22 protein-coding genes are annotated in these 16,453 nt (G+C 73.8%); 11 read left to right on the top strand and 11 right to left on the bottom strand.

What is annotated here, in order from left to right; translation table 11 throughout:
- Positions 1 to 6: 6 nt before the first annotated feature.
- Positions 7 to 306, bottom strand: a complete 300-nt coding sequence (locus EDF64_RS04555; RefSeq protein ID WP_243736247.1) for an excalibur calcium-binding domain-containing protein — start codon at positions 304 to 306, stop codon at positions 7 to 9.
- Positions 307 to 448: 142 nt separating this feature from the next.
- Here EDF64_RS04555 and EDF64_RS04550 point away from each other — a divergent pair, with 142 nt between their 5' ends.
- Both EDF64_RS04550 and EDF64_RS04545 read left to right on the top strand, forming a co-directional pair.
- Entirely contained in the window at positions 449 to 832 is a 384-nt protein-coding gene (locus EDF64_RS04550) for an MmcQ/YjbR family DNA-binding protein (protein ID WP_133518871.1), read from the top strand.
- 42 nt (positions 833 to 874) lie between these two features.
- Positions 875 to 1,438, top strand: a complete 564-nt coding sequence (locus EDF64_RS04545) for an MOSC domain-containing protein (protein ID WP_133518870.1) — start codon at positions 875 to 877, stop codon at positions 1,436 to 1,438.
- A 31-nt stretch (positions 1,439 to 1,469) separates the two neighbouring features.
- Here the strand turns inward: EDF64_RS04545 and EDF64_RS04540 are convergent, their stop codons facing one another.
- Positions 1,470 to 2,120 (bottom strand): MOSC domain-containing protein, encoded by a 651-nt coding sequence (locus tag EDF64_RS04540; RefSeq protein ID WP_133518869.1) that lies wholly within the window; start codon positions 2,118 to 2,120, stop codon positions 1,470 to 1,472.
- A gap of 102 nt (positions 2,121 to 2,222) precedes the next feature.
- Here EDF64_RS04540 and EDF64_RS18090 point away from each other — a divergent pair, with 102 nt between their 5' ends.
- The 4 genes from EDF64_RS18090 to EDF64_RS04525 are packed head-to-tail and all read left to right on the top strand — an operon-like array spanning position 2,223 to position 3,889.
- Positions 2,223 to 2,375 (top strand): hypothetical protein, encoded by a 153-nt coding sequence (locus EDF64_RS18090; RefSeq protein ID WP_166645598.1) that lies wholly within the window; start codon positions 2,223 to 2,225, stop codon positions 2,373 to 2,375.
- Between the two features lie 40 nt (positions 2,376 to 2,415).
- The gene (locus EDF64_RS04535) at positions 2,416 to 2,970 is read left to right on the top strand and encodes an RNA polymerase sigma factor (protein ID WP_133518868.1); all 555 of its coding nucleotides are present in this window, start codon (positions 2,416 to 2,418) and stop codon (positions 2,968 to 2,970) included.
- Positions 2,967 to 3,584 carry an Asp23/Gls24 family envelope stress response protein gene (locus tag EDF64_RS04530; RefSeq protein ID WP_166645597.1) on the top strand — a complete coding sequence of 206 codons (618 nt, stop codon included), beginning with the start codon at positions 2,967 to 2,969 and terminating at the stop codon, positions 3,582 to 3,584. The genes EDF64_RS04535 and EDF64_RS04530 overlap by 4 nt, the downstream gene beginning before the upstream one ends.
- Positions 3,581 to 3,889 (top strand): hypothetical protein, encoded by a 309-nt coding sequence (locus EDF64_RS04525; protein WP_133518866.1) that lies wholly within the window; start codon positions 3,581 to 3,583, stop codon positions 3,887 to 3,889. The genes EDF64_RS04530 and EDF64_RS04525 overlap by 4 nt, the downstream gene beginning before the upstream one ends.
- A 214-nt stretch (positions 3,890 to 4,103) precedes the next feature.
- On the opposite strand, the gene EDF64_RS04520 is transcribed toward EDF64_RS04525, so the two are convergent.
- The 8 genes from EDF64_RS04520 to EDF64_RS04485 all read right to left on the bottom strand — a co-directional run bounded on the left by EDF64_RS04520 (position 4,104) and on the right by EDF64_RS04485 (position 10,897).
- On the bottom strand, positions 4,104 to 5,252 hold the full coding sequence (locus tag EDF64_RS04520) for a low temperature requirement protein A (protein WP_243736246.1): 1,149 nt from the start codon (positions 5,250 to 5,252) through the stop codon (positions 4,104 to 4,106).
- 61 nt (positions 5,253 to 5,313) lie between these two features.
- Positions 5,314 to 6,180, bottom strand: a complete 867-nt coding sequence (locus EDF64_RS04515) for a hypothetical protein (protein WP_133518865.1) — start codon at positions 6,178 to 6,180, stop codon at positions 5,314 to 5,316.
- A gap of 285 nt (positions 6,181 to 6,465) precedes the next feature.
- Positions 6,466 to 6,936, bottom strand: a complete 471-nt coding sequence (locus EDF64_RS04510) for a MarR family winged helix-turn-helix transcriptional regulator (protein ID WP_133518864.1) — start codon at positions 6,934 to 6,936, stop codon at positions 6,466 to 6,468.
- Positions 6,937 to 7,111: 175 nt separating this feature from the next.
- Positions 7,112 to 7,762: a GntR family transcriptional regulator gene (locus tag EDF64_RS04505; RefSeq protein ID WP_133518863.1), complete on the bottom strand. Its 651-nt coding sequence runs from the start codon at positions 7,760 to 7,762 to the stop codon at positions 7,112 to 7,114.
- 118 nt (positions 7,763 to 7,880) lie between these two features.
- On the bottom strand, positions 7,881 to 8,315 hold the full coding sequence (locus tag EDF64_RS04500; RefSeq protein WP_133518862.1) for a DUF1810 domain-containing protein: 435 nt from the start codon (positions 8,313 to 8,315) through the stop codon (positions 7,881 to 7,883).
- On the bottom strand, positions 8,312 to 9,097 hold the full coding sequence (locus tag EDF64_RS04495; protein WP_166645596.1) for a YqjF family protein: 786 nt from the start codon (positions 9,095 to 9,097) through the stop codon (positions 8,312 to 8,314). The genes EDF64_RS04500 and EDF64_RS04495 overlap by 4 nt, the downstream gene beginning before the upstream one ends.
- Positions 9,094 to 9,492, bottom strand: a complete 399-nt coding sequence (locus tag EDF64_RS04490; protein WP_133518860.1) for a DoxX family protein — start codon at positions 9,490 to 9,492, stop codon at positions 9,094 to 9,096. The genes EDF64_RS04495 and EDF64_RS04490 overlap by 4 nt, the downstream gene beginning before the upstream one ends.
- Positions 9,493 to 9,574: 82 nt before the next feature.
- Positions 9,575 to 10,897 carry a bifunctional phosphopantothenoylcysteine decarboxylase/phosphopantothenate synthase gene (locus EDF64_RS04485; RefSeq protein ID WP_133518951.1) on the bottom strand — a complete coding sequence of 441 codons (1,323 nt, stop codon included), beginning with the start codon at positions 10,895 to 10,897 and terminating at the stop codon, positions 9,575 to 9,577.
- 65 nt (positions 10,898 to 10,962) lie between these two features.
- Here EDF64_RS04485 and EDF64_RS04480 point away from each other — a divergent pair, with 65 nt between their 5' ends.
- Together EDF64_RS04480 and EDF64_RS04475 are read left to right on the top strand one after the other, a co-directional pair.
- Positions 10,963 to 11,751: an NRDE family protein gene (locus EDF64_RS04480; RefSeq protein ID WP_133518859.1), complete on the top strand. Its 789-nt coding sequence runs from the start codon at positions 10,963 to 10,965 to the stop codon at positions 11,749 to 11,751.
- A 57-nt stretch (positions 11,752 to 11,808) separates the two neighbouring features.
- Positions 11,809 to 12,543: an SGNH/GDSL hydrolase family protein gene (locus EDF64_RS04475; RefSeq protein WP_166645595.1), complete on the top strand. Its 735-nt coding sequence runs from the start codon at positions 11,809 to 11,811 to the stop codon at positions 12,541 to 12,543.
- 148 nt (positions 12,544 to 12,691) lie between these two features.
- Here the strand turns inward: EDF64_RS04475 and EDF64_RS04465 are convergent, their stop codons facing one another.
- Positions 12,692 to 13,600: an SDR family oxidoreductase gene (locus EDF64_RS04465; protein WP_133518857.1), complete on the bottom strand. Its 909-nt coding sequence runs from the start codon at positions 13,598 to 13,600 to the stop codon at positions 12,692 to 12,694.
- Between the two features lie 83 nt (positions 13,601 to 13,683).
- Here EDF64_RS04465 and EDF64_RS04460 point away from each other — a divergent pair, with 83 nt between their 5' ends.
- From EDF64_RS04460 to EDF64_RS04450, 3 genes are all read left to right on the top strand, one after another.
- On the top strand, positions 13,684 to 14,793 hold the full coding sequence (locus EDF64_RS04460; protein WP_243736245.1) for an LLM class flavin-dependent oxidoreductase: 1,110 nt from the start codon (positions 13,684 to 13,686) through the stop codon (positions 14,791 to 14,793).
- 148 nt (positions 14,794 to 14,941) lie between these two features.
- Positions 14,942 to 15,571, top strand: coding sequence for a hypothetical protein (locus tag EDF64_RS04455; protein WP_133518856.1), 630 nt, complete (start codon positions 14,942 to 14,944; stop codon positions 15,569 to 15,571).
- Between the two features lie 364 nt (positions 15,572 to 15,935).
- Positions 15,936 to 16,427 carry a pyridoxamine 5'-phosphate oxidase family protein gene (locus EDF64_RS04450; RefSeq protein WP_133518855.1) on the top strand — a complete coding sequence of 164 codons (492 nt, stop codon included), beginning with the start codon at positions 15,936 to 15,938 and terminating at the stop codon, positions 16,425 to 16,427.
- The last annotated feature ends 26 nt before the right edge of the window (positions 16,428 to 16,453 follow it).

Raw genomic sequence — 16,453 nt, 5'->3', positions numbered from 1 at the left:
GCGGCGTCAGCTCTTCTCGCAGGCGATCCCGTCGGCGTCGGCGTCCATCTTCTTGTTCGCGTTGTAGAGCGCGTCGTCCTTCTTCACCGTGCCCTTGAGCGCCCGGTACTCGACCTTGCCCTTCGAGGTGACACGGTTCTTCGTGACGGACTTCTTCGCGATCCCGCCCGAGTACACCTTCTGCACGGCCGTGCAGTTCTTGTAGACGGTCGGAGCGGCCTGCGCGGTGGACGCGCCGCCGACGACGACGGACGCCGCGAGGACGACGGTGGCGGCGGTGATGCCGAGGGTACGGGTGAGACGCACGGGTTCTTCCCCCAGGGGTGGTCGTGGCCACGGGAGCGGCCGCCGCGTCGGGTGCGCGGCGCGTCGATCGTACGACGGGACGTGCGGCCGCTCCCGCCCCCAGAACGAGGCGCGCGTCGGCGGTGTGCGGCATGCTGGGCGGATGGACGGCGAGGCGTTGCACGAGGTCGCGGTCCGCACCGCGATGGGACTGCCCGCGGTGGCGGAGACGCAGCCCTTCGGCGAGGGCGCCGTCGTCTACAAGGTCGTCGGCAAGATGTTCGTGATGACGTCCGAGCTGCGTGGCGTGCCGATCGTGAACCTCAAGTGCGCGCCGCCGCACGGGGCTGCGCTCGTGCAGGAGCACGACGAGATCGCCCCGGGCTGGCACATGAACAAGCGGCACTGGATCACGCTGTCGCCCGGGGACGGGATCGACGAGACGCTGGTGGAGGACCTGGTCGGCAACGCGTACGACCTGGTGGTGGCGGGCCTGCCGCGGGCGAAGCGACCGATCGACCCCACCCGCGGCGCCGCTGGTGACTGAGCGGGCCTGCACGATCGACGGGTTCTGCGCCATGATCGTCTCGTGACCCAGAACCTCGAAGACGAGCAGCCCACGGTCGTCGCCGTGAGCCGTGACACCGCCCACCACTTCACCAAGCCCGTGGTCGACGAGGTCGTCCTGGTCGAGGGCTGGGGCATCGAGGGCGACGCCCACGCCGGCACGACGGTGCAGCACCGCTCCCGGGTCGCCCGCGACCCGTCGCAGCCGAACCTGCGCCAGGTGCACCTGCTGCACGCCGAGGTCTTCGACGAGGTCGCCGACGCGGGGTTCACCGTGGCGCCCGGCGACATGGGCGAGAACGTCACGACGCGCGGCGTCGACCTGCTCGGGCTGCCGACCGGCACGCTCCTGCACCTCGGCGACGACGCGTGCGTGCGGGTGACCGGACTGCGGAACCCGTGCCAGCAGATCAACGACTTCGAACCCGGGCTGCTCCGCGCGGTCCTCGGCCGGGCCGACGACGGGTCCGTCGAGCGGAAGGGCGGCGTCATGTCCGTCGTGGTCGCCGGCGGCGTCGTCCGCGCGGGCGACCGCATCCGGGTCGAGCTGCCGACGGGGGAGCTGCAGCCGCTCAGCCCCGTCTGACCCACATGCCGGACGGACTCCGGCCGCCGCCTCAGCGGTCGAGGACCCGGCCGCGCGCGAGCACCTTCGACACGTCGCGCACCACCGTCGGCGCCAGACCCGTCCCCGAGTCGAGCACCGCGCGCGCCTGCTCCGGCGACAGCCCGGCGAAGAGCTGCCCGATCGTGACCCCGTGGTCCGGCCGGTGCGTGACGACGATCGGATCACCGGCGGCGACGGGGCCGGAGCGCAGTACCCGGAAGTACGCCCCGGGGCGCCCCTCCTCGGCGAACCGCTTCACCCACCGGTCCACCTGCATGCGACGGGCGAAGGTCCCGCACGGCGTGCGCGGGACGGTGACCTCGAGCTCGAGCTCGAGGGCCTCGCCGATGCGCCAGCGCTCCCCGGTGACGGCGCCGGTGACGTCGATGCCGCTCGTGCGGAGGTTCTCGCCGAACAGGCCGGGCGGGACGTCGCGGCCGAGCGACTCGGCGAAGAACGCGGCGTCCTCGTCGGCGTATGCGTACACGGCCTGGTCGACACCGCCGTGGTGCTTGCGGTCGGCCTGCACGTCGGCGTGCAGCCCGAGCGGCCGGACCCGGACGGGCCCGTCGACGGGGCGCTTGTCGATCGCGGTGATCCCGATCGTGCCGGAGTCGCGGTGCAGGCGGTCGACGCGGCAGACGGCGGTGACGAGGGGCATGCACCCACTTTGCCGCAGACGTGTGACGAATCCCGTCCTCACCACGTCTCATCGGTGCAGGGCCACACCCGACGGCCCTCCGGAACGCTCCGAGGAGACCCCATGACCGACACCGCCGCACAGCAGCAGCCGTCGCACGACCGCGTCGCCCCCGGGCACCTCCTGGCGACGGCACGGGTCCGTTCCCTCTCCGCTCGGCCCGCCGGTCCGTTCCGGGTCCGCCGCGCACCGGGGCGCCGCACCGACCACGAGTGACGCCCAGCAGACCCCCATCCACCACCAGTAGAAGGAATCCGTGCCACACCCGCCCCTCACCGACCTCGACGATGCCGTCCTCGCGGATCGGTCGTCCGACGGCGACGTCCGTGCGTTCGAGGTGCTCATCCGCCGGTACACCCCGCTCCTGCGCGCCTACGCCCGCCGGACGCTCGGGTCGACGGACGAGCTCGACGACGTCGTGCAGGAGACGTTCATCACCGCCTGGAACCGGATGGACCGACTCGACGACGGGGCACGCGTCAAGGCCTGGCTGATGCGCATCCTCAGCCGCAAATGCCTCGACCGCATCCGCGCCCGGCGTTTCCACGACGACGTGACCGAGCTCGAGGTCGAGGCGCCTGCCGACGACGCCCCGGACCGCGTCGCCGAGGCGCGCTCGCGTGAGGAAGCGGTGGAGACGGCGCTCGCCGAACTGCCGGAGGCGCAGCGGCGGTGCTGGCTCATGAAGGAAGTCCTCGAGTACTCGTACGACGAGATCGCGGAGGAACTGGACCTCCCCGCCTCGACCGTCCGCGGACTGCTGTCCCGGGCACGGAAGAACATGATCCGTCTCATGGAGGGATGGCGATGACCGAACCCGATCCCGTCCGGCTCGACTCCCTCGAACCCGACGACCTCGACGGCCACACGATCGACGAGCTGGCCGACTACCTCGACGCGGGCATGCTGCCCGCCGACCCGAGCATCGACGAGTCCGCGGCGTGCCAGAACGCGCTCGCGGCGATCGTCCGACTCCGGCACTCGTCGCTCGGTTCCCTCGAAGAGGCGGCGGCGAACGAGGCCCCGGCCGACGAGTCGTGGATCAGCGGCGTGCTCGCCAACATCTCGATCGAGGCGCGGTCCGGTCGCGACGTCCCGCTCCGCCCGGAGGCGCCGACCGAACGGCCGGTCATGACCGAGGGCGCGATCCGTTCCCTGGTCCGCAGCGTCGGCGACGGCGTGCCGGACGCCCTCATCGCCCGGTGCCGGCTGGAGGGCGACGTCGTCGAGCTCGGCGCACCGGTGCGGGTGGTGGTGGAGATCGCCGTCCGCGCCGGTGCGGCGATCCCGGCGGTGGCGTCCGAGGTGCGCGAGGCCGTCGCAGCGGTGCTCGCCACGCAGACGGACCTGCTCGTCGACTCCGTGGACGTGGTGGTCCGTGACCTGCTGCCCCCGACGACCGACGACGAGGAGGACCGCGCATGAGCGCCGACGACGACGTCCTGACCGCCGTGGAGACCGCCGTCCTCGCGGTCCCCGGCGTGTCCGAGCTGTACCACGCCCGTCCCACGCTGGGCGGGACGATCGACACCGCGAAGCGGCTCGCGACGCGCGCGGCGCTGGCCCGTGTCGTCCTCGACGACGACGTCCTGCGCGTCGTGATCGGCACCGACGGAGCCCGTCCGGCACCGGAGACGGCGCGCGCCGCGCACCTCGCGGCTCTCGCGGTGGCCGAGGCCCACGGCCTCACCCTCAGCCGGGTGGACGTCCGGGTCGCACGCGTCGGCTGACGGTCCCGACCGTCGGCCTGGAGGCGCGGGGCGGGCCCGCACCGCGCCTCCAGGCCGTGACACGGTCACCGTCTCGGACCGCCACGGGTGCGCGGACCGGGCCACCCCACCCGAGTGATGCGGCCGCGTCATCCGCAGAGCGCAGCCGTCCCCGACGGCCCGCCCATCGCACGGTCCGGGTGAGATGCCCCCGATCCGGGTGCGACCGCCGGGCTCACCCCCGCCGGTCCGCCACCTCCAGCACGACCACGATCGCCACGACCAGCACCGCCGTCGCGACGAGCGACACCGCGGGCACGGCGATGCTCGCGAGCACCGCCAGCGCGAGCAGCACGACCACGACGTTCCACCCGGTCGTCAGCGACGGGCGGAGCGCGAGCCACCAGATCGCGAGCACGAACAGCGCGACGGGCACCGCGATCGTGCCGGCGACGGAGGCGTGGGACAGCTCGGCCTCGCCCGCGTCGGCGCTGACGGCGACCTCGATGCCCGCGGGCAACGCCCCGGCGGCGGCGAACACGAGGTAGTGGCCGTAGCCGAACACGAGGGCGGTGGGCAGCGACCGGATGTGGGCGTGCTGCTCCCGCGAGAAGTAGATCCACCACATGCCGACGACGATGACGAGACCGCACGCGGCGAGCACGAGGAGCGACGCCAGGTGGTCGGCGTGCGCGATGCCGTCGATGACCGCGTTCGCCGACGCGACGAGCCCCTCACCGAGGACGATGAGCGTGAAGAGGGAGTAGCGCTCGGCGATGTGCCGGGTGTGCCACGGAGTGGTGTGGGCGCCGGCCTCCGCGAACGGCGGCACGAGGACCTCGAGGAGGATGAGCACCGGGATGACGAACCGCTCGACGTCCCAGGGCAGCAGCACGGCGAGCACCCAGAGCACCTGCACCACGATGATCCCCGCGGCGTAGCGGAGCGCCGTCCGCCGGTACTCCGGCGACGAGACCGCGACCCGCAGCCACTGGCCGACCAGGGCCAGGCGCATCACGACGTACCCGATGACGACGACGAGCGTGGAGCCGTCGACCATCACGGCGTGCACGCCGGCGGCGAGGACGAGCACGCCCGCCATCTGCACGACGGTCATGACCCGGTAGAGCCAGTCGTCGGTGTCGAACGAGGTCGCGAACCAGGTGAAGTTGATCCACGCCCACCAGATCGCGAAGAAGACGAAGGCGTAGGCGATCACGGCGGAGGTGACGTGCCCCTCGGCCTCGATCTCGTGCAGGTTCGACGCGGCGAACCCCACGGCGACGACGAAGACCAGGTCGAAGAGGAGCTCGAGGGGGCTGGCGGCACGGTGTCCCTCGGTGGGGTCCCGGGGCGCCATGCGGCGGAGTCCGATGGTGGTCACCCGGCATGCCTACACGACGAACGGCCCCGGGAGCGATCCCGAGGCCGTTGACGTCACGTGCTCAGTAGAAGTTCGACGCCTGCGAGTGCGCCCACGCAGCGCACGGCGTGCCGTACGACTGGCTGATGTACTGCAGCCCCCACGTGATCTGCGTGGTGGCGTTGGTGCGCCAGTCCGCCGCGATCGTGCCCATCTTCGAGCCGGGGAGCGCCTGCGGGATGCCGGTCGCGCCGCCGTTCGCGTTGACGGCCTGGTAGTTCCAGCCGGACTCCTTGGTCCAGAGGTTGTCGAGGCACTGGAACTGGTCGGAACCCCAGCCGTACTTCGACGCGGCGAGCGAGCTGGCCGTGGCCTTCGCCCCCGCCGGGGTGTTCGCGGCTGCCTGCTTCCGCGCGGCCTCGGCTGCGGCGGCCCGCTCGGCTGCTGCCTTCTGCGCTGCCGCCTCGGCTGCGGCCTTCGCGTCGGCGTCCCGCTTGTCCTGGGTGGCGCTGGCGTTCGCGACCTCGGTGCTGGCGTCGACCGTCGAGGAGATCCGCGAGGTCAGTGCCGCGCCGGAGAGCTTCCGGTAGTCGTCGAGTGCGTCGATGCGGCGCTCGAGCGCGGTGGTGTCGGTCTTTTCGTTCGCGGTCGAGATGACCGTCTGCGCCGTGGAGATGGTCGCGGCGGCCTGTGCCCGGTCGAGTGCGGTGCCGTCGAGGGCCGGAGTGGCCGAGGCGCTCGCGGTCGGCATGCCGAGTGCCTCGCCGATCGCGGGCTGCGTCCCGACGGTCGCGATGCCGCCGGCGACGGCGAGGACCGCGGCGCCGCCCACGATGAACGTGGTGGGGCGGCGGAGCGCCCGGCGGAGGCGCCGGTCGCGGGTGTTCAGGGCCTCACGTCGGGTCGAGGCAGTGGTGGTGGGGAGGTCGGTGGTGCTGTGTCCTGTCATCGATTCCGGTGGTCGGCCGGCTCGTGGTGCGTGGCTGTCGACGCTGCGCGCGGGGGTGGGGGAGCGCGCAGGTGTCCGTGACGTGGGGACGTCCGTCGTCGAGAGCTCGCGAGCCGGGGGAGGACCGGACGGTGGTGTGGGGCCCGTCCGTCCGCCGGCCGGCAGCCGTGGGGTGGCCGCCGATGGGCGAAGCCGACACGATGACTCGCGAGCCTGGACGGCGCGTCCAGGGAGGCTGGCAGAACCGTCCGTCCACCCGTCGGTAACGGTTCGGTAACGGCGGGATCAGGCCGGCGCGCTGTGCGCTTCCTGGGAGCGATCGTGCCGCTCGCCCTGGGCCACGCGCTCGAGGGCTTCGAGTGCGGCGGCGATGGCGTCGACGTCGTGGTCGGGCAGTTCGGCGATGAGCTCGGCGACGATGCCGGTGCGGTCGGCTCGGGCGCGTTCGACGGCGGCGATGCCCTCGGGTGTCGCGGTCACCATGAACGCCCGTCCGTCGCGCGGGTCGGCCTCGCGCTCGATGAACCCGCGCTGCTCGAGCTCGGTCAGGATGCGGGTCATCGTCGGCTTCGTGACGACCTCGATCCGCGACAGGTCGCCGGGGCGCAGGGGGCCCTCACTCTGGATCGTCGCGAGCGCGGACACGATGCCGTACCCGAGTGCGGCCGAATCGGTGCGGGCCCGGCGGTTGATCCGGCCGACGGCGGCGGCGAGGCGCGCGGCGATCTCGGTGCGGTCCGGCTGGCGGTGGCTCATGCGGTGCTCCGGGTCGTCCGACAGGTGGTCGGAGCGATGCTACCGGCTTCCGTCAGCGCGTGACTGCGCGTGCCCGGCGCGCTCGGTCGGGGACGGCCGGGAGGCGCGGGGAACGCAGACCGCCCGCCTCGCGTGGGCGAGACGGGCGGCTTCCTGTGCACCTGTTCAGATGGTGTCAGCGCTTTTCCCCGGGGAGCAGGTGGATGGCCTCGGTCGCGAGCTCGGCGGCGACGTTGTCGCCCTGCTCGGTGGCCGCGCGCAGCCGACGGAAGTCCGCCGTCATCCGGTCCCAGTCGACGAGCTCGTCGAGGTTCGGCAGGCGGAGACGGAACGCCAGGCCGTCCATGGTGTCGCGGCAGACCCGCTGCAGGTTCTCGTTGCCGCACTCCGCGACGTACAGGGCGAAGACGCCGAGCGCGTCGCGGTTCACGGCCGCGACGTCGTGCGCCTCGAAGTCCGCGATGGCGGTGTCGAGCTGCGCCAGGATCTTCTTCTTCGACGCGGCGCCGAGCCGCGGGACGGCCAGGCGCACCACGCCGCCGAACAGCACGCCGAGCGTCTGCATCGCCTCGACGACCTCGGTCGGGTTCGGGGTGGTCACCCGGGTGTACCGGTTCGGCGCCATCTCGATGAGTCCGGCGCGGGCGAGCTGGCTGAGGGCTTCGCGGATGGGGGTGCGGGAGACGCCGAGCCAGGCGATGAGTTCGTCGTCGTTGAGCCGTTCGCCCGGTTCCAGCGTGCCGTCCATGATCGCGTCGTGGATCTTCTCGCGAACGGTGTCGCGGAGCAGCTGGTGCTCGGTCGGTGCGCTGCTGGGGACCGGCATGCGGGTTCCTCCGGAGTCGGGGTTGACGGGCAACGGGGTGCGCGGCCGACCGGTCGGTGCGGACGCATGGTTCACCGTACCTGATATACGAACGGCGTCCGGATCGGATCGAGGCGTGTCAGTCGTCGAGGTGCAGCAGGCGCACCGTGACCGGGTCCTCGGTGCCGCCGTACCAGCGGTCGAGCACGGCGCGGAAGGGCGCCGCGTCGGCCGAAGCGTGCGCGAACAGGGTCATCGAGGACCGCAGCTTCAGCGCGTCGATTCCGCCGAGCAGGTCGTCCGCCGAACGCGCCGGAGCGGCGGCCACGACGGCGGTCGCGTCGAGCAGCCGCGGGCCGAGCACCGGGTGGTCGAGGTACGCCCGGGCCTCGGCCGTTCCGTCGAGGGAGTAGCGCTGCGCGGTCGCACTCCGACCCAGCCCGGCGAGCTGCGGGAACACGAACCACATCCAGTGCGAGGTCTTCCGGCCGGCGCGGAGCTCGTCGAGGGCCCGGTCGTGGACGCCCTCCTGCGCCTGGACGAAGCGGTCGAGGTGGTGCGGATCGTCGGTCACCGGACCACGTCCCCCCACGCGTACCGGACCGTCGTGCCGTCCACCACGAGCAGCGAGTCCGGATCGCGGTCGAACAGCCCGGGCATCCCGACGGCGTCCGGCAGGTCGCCGTCCAGGCGTTCGAGCTGCGCCGACCGGACCGTCAGCGGCGGGTGCTGCCGCTGCCAGAACAGCGTCTGCGCGAGCAGGCGGGCGTGGATGCCCTGTCGTGTCGTGAGCTCGGCGGCCAGCGGGGTGTCGACGACGGCGCCGGCCACCACCCGGACCGAGGCGTCGTGGCGGGGCGGCACCGCGCCTCCAGTCCGTGTTCGCACCCACCGGACCGGGTGGAGCGCGCCTGCCCGGGCGGGGTGCCGGACCGAGTGGTGCGCGATCGTGTCGCCGCGGCGGCGCGCTCGTGCGTGCGCGAACGTGTACGGGACCCCGAGCAGCGCGTGCGCGGCGACGATCGCCGGCACGTTCGCGGTGTCGACCGTGCGGTAGGCGACGCCGCGTCGACCGCGGTCGTCGACGGTGAGGACCTCGATCGTGACCTCGGTCATCGAACCGAGCCGGCCGGACGGCGGGAACGGCGGGACCCGGGTCTCGCGGAACACGTACGCCGACAACCCCGCCCAGGCGCTGCCGTCGATCACGTCGGGGCGGGTACCGGGCGGGACGAGCGCGGCGAGCGACGCCGGGTCGTGCCGCCAGTGCGCGAAGACGATGTCCTCCCAGGCGTGCACGGTCACCGGGCGGTGCAGCAGCGGCACCGCGGCGCGGTCCCGCGTCGCCCCGGTCACCGCTTCGGCGCGTGCCGACCGACGCGCACGGCCCAGGCGACGAGGGGTGCCTGCAGCGGCAGGCGGAGGACGGAGCCGAGCCGCATCCCGCGGGTGGACCGCGGGCTGTCGAGCAGGTCGTTCGCCATCTTGACGTTCGCGGGGAACACGGCGAGGAAGAGCGCGGCAGCGGCCCACCCGGCCGCACGACGGGTTGCCGGGACCAGCAGCCCGGCGGCGATCCCGAGCTCAGCGGCGCCCGAGGCGAGGGTGGTGATCCGCGGGGGCAGGGCGTCCGGGACGATCCGGTCGTAGCCCCGCGGGCGGAGGAAGTGGGTCACACCTGCCCCGCCGAGCACCACGGCGAGGAGGGTGGCGGTCCGGGTGGCGCGTCGTGCACGCTCGCGTCGTCGCATGCCCCCATCGTGCCCGGCGCGCACCGCGCACGCACGGAGACCGCTCAGGTCGGCGGCTCGGCCGGCTGCTCGGGCCGGCAGCTCAGGTCAGTGCGGTCGCCACGAGGTCGAGGACCGCCGTCGCCACCTCGGCCTTGCTGCCCGAGGTCTCGCGGACGACCTCGCCGCCGGGCACGAGGACCTCGATGGCGTTCTCCTCGCGCTCGAACCCCGCCGACCAGCCGACGTGGTTCACCACGAGCAGGTCCGCCGGCTTCCGGGCGATCTTGGCGCGGCCGAGCTCGATGCGTGCGGCCCGGTCGGGTTCGGTCTCGGCGGCGAAGCCCACGATGATCTGCCCCGTCCGGCGTGCGGCGACGAGGTCGGCGAGGACGTCCGGGTTCCGCACGAGCTCGAGCGTCATGGTGTCGCCCTGGGACTCCTTCTTGAGCTTCTCGGCCCGGACCTCCGCCGGTCGGTAGTCCGCGACCGCGGCGGTCATCACGACGACGTCGGCGTCGGCCGCGGCGGCGTGCACGGCGTCGGCGAGTTCGAGGGCGGAGCCGACCGGCACGACGGTGGCGTCGAGCCCGGCGGTGAGCGACGACTCGACGTTCGCGGCGACGACCGTGACGCTCGCACCGCGTCGGGCGGCGTCGGCGGCGATGGCGACGCCCTGGCGGCCGCTCGACCGGTTGCCGACGAAGCGGACGGGGTCGAACGGCTCCCGGGTCCCGCCGGCGCTGACGACGACGCGGACACCGGCGAGGTCGCCCTGTTCGCCGCGCGCGCCCGTGCCGGCGATGTCGGTGGTGCCGGCCTGGAGGCGCGGCTCGGCCCCGGCGGACCGCTCGCCGTCGGCCCGCGGTGCGGTCACGCCCGCCCGGCCGGCGGTCGGCGCGTGGTCCAGCACGGCGAGCGCCGCGGCGACGATGTCCTCGGGCTCCGCCATCCGGCCGATCCCGGCGTCGTCGCCCGTCAGCGCCCCGACCACCGGGCCGACGAAGCGGACGCCGCGCTGCCGCAGCGTGGCGACGTTCGCCGTCGTCGCGGGGTGCTCCCACATCTGCGGGTGCATGGCGGGGGCGACGACGACCGGGGCCTCTGTCGCGAGCAGGGTCGTGCCGAGCAGGTCGCCGGCCAGGCCCGCCGCCATCCGGGCGAGCGAGTCGGCGGTGGCGGGGGCGATGACGACCAGGTCCGCCCGGCGCCCGAGGGAGACGTGTCGCACCTCGGCGACGTCCTCGAACACGGTCGTGGTGACCGGGTTCCGGCTGAGCGCCTCGAGGGTCGGCAGGCCGACGAAGCGGAGCGCGCCCTCGGTCGGTACGACGTGCACGTCGTGGCCGCGCGTGACGAGGTCGCGGACGACCCCCACGGCCTTGTAGGCGGCGATGCCCCCGGTGATCCCGACGACGACGGTCAGACGGCGCTCTGCTGCTGCGTTCACGCCGGTCACGCTACCCGGGGCACCGTGCGAGGATCGATCCCATGTGCACCGTCGTCGTCCGCGTCGATCCCGGTTCCGAGTGGCCCGTCACGATGCTCGCCCTGCGCGACGAGTCGCCGGAGCGCCCGTGGGACCCGCCGGCCGCCTGGTGGCCGGAGCGCGACCCGTCGGTCCGCGGCGTCCGCGACCGTTCGGCGGGTGGCGCCTGGCTCGCCGCCTCGGACGACGCCGGGCTCGCGGTGGTCCTCAACCGTGCCGAGCCGGTCGCGAGCGCGGACAGCACCTGGACCACGCGCGGGGTCGTCCCGCTCGACGCCGTCGACGGGGTGCTGCCGGGGCACGACGGCACGGTGCCGACCACGCGGGCGTTCAACCTCGTGCGTGCCACCGCCGACGGCGCCGAGGTCGTCACGTGGGACGGCGCGGAGGTCCGCACCACCGTCCTCGACCCGGGCGTGCACATGGTGACGCACGGCGAGGCCGACGACCCCGCCGCACCGCGCATCGGCCGCTGGCTCGAGGCGTTCCGAGCGGTCGACGCCCCGGTCGGCCCGCCGGAGCTCGGCCCGTTCGACGAACTCCGCGCCGTGGACGCCGGCGGCGACGCGGGCGACGGGTGGAGCGGGTGGTTCGGGCTCCTCGCCGAGTCGGCCGCGCTGCCGGCGGACGACCCCGACGCGATCCTCCGCGACGCGCACGAGCACGAGGGGCACGTCGCGACGCTCTCGATCGTCGCCGCAGCGGTCGGCCCGTCGCGCACGGTGCTGCAGCACGCGCGGCTCACCCAACCCGGACGCCTGGACGGATCGGTCGAGCTGCACCACTCCTGAGCCAGACCTCAGCAGGACCGCGGTCCGTCCATCGAGACGCGGCGTACCGTCCCCGTCGTGACCTCCCCCCACCTGGTCAGCAGTGCCCGTGCAGCTGCGGCGACCGCTCTGGCGCTCGCCGTGTCGCTCGGGCTCGGAGCCTGCGCCGAGAGCTCCGCGTCGGCGGACGGCACCGCCACCACGAGCCGGGCGAGCACCGCCAGCGGCCGACCGTGGAACGCCGCTCCCGGTGCGCGGGTCGTCGTGATCGGCGACTCGATCAGCGGCGGGCACGGACTCCCCGCCGAGCAGGCGTGGCCGGCGGTCCTCGCCCGGACCGAGCGGTGGCAGCTGACGAACCTGTCGTGCGACGGCGCGGGCGTGCTCACCGAGGGCGACCCCGACTCGTGCGCGAGCGCGTACGAGGGGCTCGTCCAGAGGGCGGTCGCGCTCCGGCCGGCGGTCGTGCTCGTGCAGGCCAGTTCGAACGACCTCGGGCAGGACGAGGACGAGGTCGACGGCGCCACCGAGCAGCTCGTCGCCGACGTCCACCGGCTGCTGCCGCGTGCGCGGGTCGTCGGGCTCAGTGCGATCTGGAACGAGGACGCCCCACCCGCGCAGCTCGGGGCGGTGTCCGCGGCGCTCCGGACCGCGATCGACGAGGACGGCGGCACCTACGTCGACATCGGGCAGCCGCTCCGCGGGCACGCCGACTGGATGCAGTCGGACGACGTGCACCCGACCGCCCGGGGGCAGCGCGCCGTCCTGGCGGCGGTGACCGCGGCCTTCGAGCGCGACCACGTGCGGTTCTGACGGCCGGGCCGGCGGGGGTGCGCCGCGCCTCCAGGCCGAACCGGCGGACCCGGCGGACCAGGCGGACCCGGCGGACCAGGCAGGACCGCTGGACCGGGCTGACCCGGTCGACCAGGCGCGACCGCTGGACCCGGCGCGCTCCCGCGGGTCAGACCGGCGGACGCGTCCCGGTCAGGTCCTCGGCGACCGCCCACAGCGAGCGGGCGAGGTCGGCGCTCCGCGCGGACCGCGGGATCGACGCGACCGTCGTCGGGCCGGTCAGCCCGAACGCGCCGGACGGGCCGTAGTAGGCGCCACCCACCGCTGCCGGCCCCACGGCGGCGTACAGCAGCGGCTCGGAGCCCTGCTCGACCGCCTGCGTGAACGGCAGTGCCCGGTTGCTCGGCTTGGCCTGCTTGGCCTTCCCGAGCGAGCGTCCGGCCGACTGCAGGTTCGTCCGCGTGTACCCGGGGTGCGCCGCGGTGCTCATCACCGGCCAGTCGAACTCGACCGTCAGTCGGTGCAGGTGCAGCGCGAGGAGCAGGTCGGCGAGCTTCGACTGCGCGTACGCACGCCAGCCGTTGTAGCCGTGCTCCCACTGCAGGTCGTCGAACCGGATCCGGCCGGGGACCGCGGCGATGCTCGACATCGTCGCGACGCGGGCGTCCGGCGACCGGAGGAGCGCCGGCAGCAGCAGGTTGGTGAGGGCGAACGGGCCGAGGAAGTTCGTGCCGAACTGCAGCTCGAAGCCGTCCACGGTCTCGAAGCGCTTCGGCGGTGCCATCACGCCGGCGTTGTTGACGAGGACGTCGAGGGAGCGGTCGTCGGCGAGCACCCCGGCGGCGAAGCGGCGGACGCTCGCGAGGTCGGCGAGGTCGAGCTCTCGCACCTCGACGTCGGCACCGGGGTGGGCGGCGCGGATGCCGGCGGCGGCCTCCTCGCCCTTCGCGATGGTGCGGACGGCGAGCACGACGGAGGCGCCCGCGGCGGCGAGCCGGGTCGCGGTCTCCTTCCCGGTCCCGCTGTTGGCTCCGGTGACGACGACGCGGCGTCCGGTCTGGTCGGGGATCTGCGGCATGCGGGCGACCGTACACGCGGGCCCTGGCCGCGCCGCGTCGGTCGTGCTATCTTTATGCAAACGCATTGATCTGGGAGAGCAGCATGAGCAACGCATTCGGCACCGACCGCCCCTCGGACGTGCCGCCGCCCGCACCCGAGCGGATCGGCCCCGTGCAGCTCGGCCTCGACACCTTCGGCGACGTCACCGAACTCGCCGACGGCAGCCTGCAGTCCGACGCGCAGAGCATCCGCGACGTCGTCGACCAGGCCGTCCTCGCCGACCAGGTTGGCGTCGACTTCATCGGCGTCGGCGAGCACCACCGCGCCGACTTCGTCGTGAGCGCACCCGAGGTCGTCCTCGCCGCGATCGCCGCCCGCACCTCGCGCATCCGGATGGGCTCCGCCGTCACGGTGCTGTCCTCGGACGACCCGGTCCGCGTCTACGAGCGCTTCGCCACCGTCGACGCGCTGTCGAACGGCCGCGCCGAGGTCATCCTCGGCCGCGGGTCCTTCACCGAGTCGTTCCCCCTGTTCGGCTACGAGCTGTCCGACTACGAGGTCCTGTTCGAGGAGAAGCTGCAGCTCTGGGCGTCCCTCCGCGGCGGCGACGCGGTCACCTGGTCCGGCACGAAGCGCGCCTCGCTCACCGACCAGGACGTCTTCCCGAAGCTCGAGCACGGCCCCATCCCGACGTGGATCGGCGTCGGCGGCTCGCCCCAGTCGGTCATCCGAGCGGCGTCGTACGGGCTGCCCCTGTTCCTCGCGATCATCGGCGGCCAGCCCGCCCAGTTCGCCCCGTTCTCCCGCCTCTACCGCCAGGCGCTCACGCAGCTCGAGCTGCCGCAGCAGCCGATCGCCATGCACTCGCCCGGCTTCATCGCCGCGACCGACGACGAGGCCGCCGAGCGCTACTGGCCGTACCACAAGGCCGTCACCGACCAGCTCGGCCGGGAGCGCGGCTGGCCGCCCCTCGACGTCGCCGGCTACCGTGCGGGCCTGTCGGCCGGCGGGTCGCTCTACGTCGGGTCGCCCGAGACCGTCGCGCGGAAGATCGCCCGGAACATGCGGATCCTCGGGGCCTCGCGGTTCGACATGCGGTACGCGACCGGTCGCCTCCCGCACGAGGACATGATGCGGTCCATCGAGCTCTACGGCACCCGGGTCGCGCCGCGCGTGCGCGAGCTGCTCGCCGAGCCCGTCCCCGTCCCGTAGGCAGTCATCCCGGCGGGCCCACCCGCGAAAGCGACAGATCGCCGCGGAACGTTCGCGGCGATCTGTCGCTTTGGCGCACCTGTCGGCCGGGAGGCGCGGGTCGGCTCCGTCGGTCCGCCTCACGGGCGCGCCGGGTACGGTCCACGGCATGCCGTCACGTCCCAGCATCCCTCCCGTCGAGCGCCGGTTCCGCGGCCGGATCATGGGCGTCGGCACCACGTCGGGCGTCCGGATCGTCGTCGGGATGTGGGACCGCTCGCCCTTCGGGGCGTTCACCGACGTGTTCCTCGAGCTGCCCGACGGCACCAGCGTGCTGCTCGCGCCGGACGAGATCGTCGCCGCCTACGTCTCCGGCACCTACCGGTTCGACACCGTGTCCGTGGTCGACGTGCGGGCTCGACGGACGGCCCGTGGCCTGGAGCTCGACGCCGGCGCGCTGCAGGTGTCGGTCGACGTCGGCACGATCTCACCGCTCGGCCGGGTGCTGCGCGTGGTCCCGAAGCCGATCGCCCGCGACCCGCGGTGGCTCGCCGCGATCGACCCGATCGCCCGGCTCGTCGCTCCCGGATCCGGCACCGCCGGCTCGGCGGGGAACGGCCGCCGCGAGTACTACGGCGTGACCGGGGCGCACGACGTCACCGGCGTGCGCGGGACCTGGGCGGGGGAGCCGCTGGGGTCCCTGGCGCCGCTCGACCCGCCCGTGGCGTTCGGCTTCGCCTCGATGCCGCGGGTCCCGCAGGTCGTCGACGTCGAGACGACCATCCGCGAACCCGCCTGACCCGGGCGCGCCGGTCCGCCGGCGAGCCGTCCGTCCGCGCGCCCGTCCGCGCCCGTCCGCGCCCGTCCGCGCCCGTCCGCCCGCGCCCGCGCCCGTCCGCCCGCGCCCGCGCCCGTCCGCCCGTCGACTGAGCAGAAAACGTCGGGTCGCCCGCGCGCACCCGACGTCTTCTGCTCACTGAACGACACCGAACGGCACTGAACGACACCGACCGACACCGACCGACGCCGACCGACGCCCACCCGAACGGCGCCGACCCGGACGCGCCCAGCATCGAGGGGCACACTGGCGGGAACGGAACGCGCCCCGGGGAGACCCGGCCGCACGTCGGGCACAACAGGGCGCACGACGCGAGAGGAGCACCATGACCGACACAGAGGCAGACCAGCGCGCAGCCATCTCGGACATCGTCCACGGAGCCCACACGGCCCTGCTGACGACCGTCAGCGAGGACGGCCAGCTGCACGCACGGCCCCTCGCCGTGCAGGACAAGACGTTCCACGGCACGCTCCGCTTCCTCGTGCAGGACGGCAGCGAGAAGGTCGAGGACATCGCCCGGAACCCGCACGTCAACGTGGCCATCGAGTCGCAGGGCGGCTACCTGTCCATCGCCGGCACCGCCACGGTGACGCAGGACGACACGGTGATCGACGAGCTGTGGTCACCGTTCGCAGAGGCCTGGTTCCCCGACGGCCGCGAGGACCCGACGATCCGACTGCTGACCGTCGAGGGCGTCTCGGTCGAGTACTGGACGCAGGACACCGGCCCGGTGGGGAGCCTCGTGCAGACCCTCAAGGCCGCGCTCGGCAAGCAGAGCCGGCCGGACACCGGCGACCACGGGACGGTCGAGCTCTAGCGCACGACCCGGGCGCTTGTCTGACG

It is taken from the genome of Curtobacterium flaccumfaciens, assembly GCF_004361695.1.
GTDB lineage: Bacteria > Actinomycetota > Actinomycetes > Actinomycetales > Microbacteriaceae > Curtobacterium > Curtobacterium flaccumfaciens_B.
This window is presented reverse-complemented; position numbering and strand designations above follow the sequence as displayed.

Bases quoted from the DNA above. Each gene is read 5' to 3' on its own strand.
- EDF64_RS04550 (WP_133518871.1), top strand. From the start codon at position 449: ATGGACGGCGAGGCGTTGCACGAGGTCGCGGTCCGCACCGCGATGGGA.
- EDF64_RS04540 (WP_133518869.1), bottom strand. From the start codon at position 2,120: ATGCCCCTCGTCACCGCCGTCTGCCGCGTCGACCGCCTGCACCGCGAC.
- EDF64_RS18090 (WP_166645598.1), top strand. From the start codon at position 2,223: ATGACCGACACCGCCGCACAGCAGCAGCCGTCGCACGACCGCGTCGCC.
- EDF64_RS04530 (WP_166645597.1), top strand. From the start codon at position 2,967: ATGACCGAACCCGATCCCGTCCGGCTCGACTCCCTCGAACCCGACGAC.
- EDF64_RS04525 (WP_133518866.1), top strand. From the start codon at position 3,581: ATGAGCGCCGACGACGACGTCCTGACCGCCGTGGAGACCGCCGTCCTC.
- EDF64_RS04515 (WP_133518865.1), bottom strand. From the start codon at position 6,180: ATGACAGGACACAGCACCACCGACCTCCCCACCACCACTGCCTCGACC.
- EDF64_RS04510 (WP_133518864.1), bottom strand. From the start codon at position 6,936: ATGAGCCACCGCCAGCCGGACCGCACCGAGATCGCCGCGCGCCTCGCC.
- EDF64_RS04505 (WP_133518863.1), bottom strand. From the start codon at position 7,762: ATGCCGGTCCCCAGCAGCGCACCGACCGAGCACCAGCTGCTCCGCGAC.
- EDF64_RS04490 (WP_133518860.1), bottom strand. From the start codon at position 9,492: ATGCGACGACGCGAGCGTGCACGACGCGCCACCCGGACCGCCACCCTC.
- EDF64_RS04480 (WP_133518859.1), top strand. From the start codon at position 10,963: ATGTGCACCGTCGTCGTCCGCGTCGATCCCGGTTCCGAGTGGCCCGTC.
- EDF64_RS04465 (WP_133518857.1), bottom strand. From the start codon at position 13,600: ATGCCGCAGATCCCCGACCAGACCGGACGCCGCGTCGTCGTCACCGGA.
- EDF64_RS04460 (WP_243736245.1), top strand. From the start codon at position 13,684: ATGAGCAACGCATTCGGCACCGACCGCCCCTCGGACGTGCCGCCGCCC.
- EDF64_RS04455 (WP_133518856.1), top strand. From the start codon at position 14,942: ATGCCGTCACGTCCCAGCATCCCTCCCGTCGAGCGCCGGTTCCGCGGC.
- EDF64_RS04450 (WP_133518855.1), top strand. From the start codon at position 15,936: ATGACCGACACAGAGGCAGACCAGCGCGCAGCCATCTCGGACATCGTC.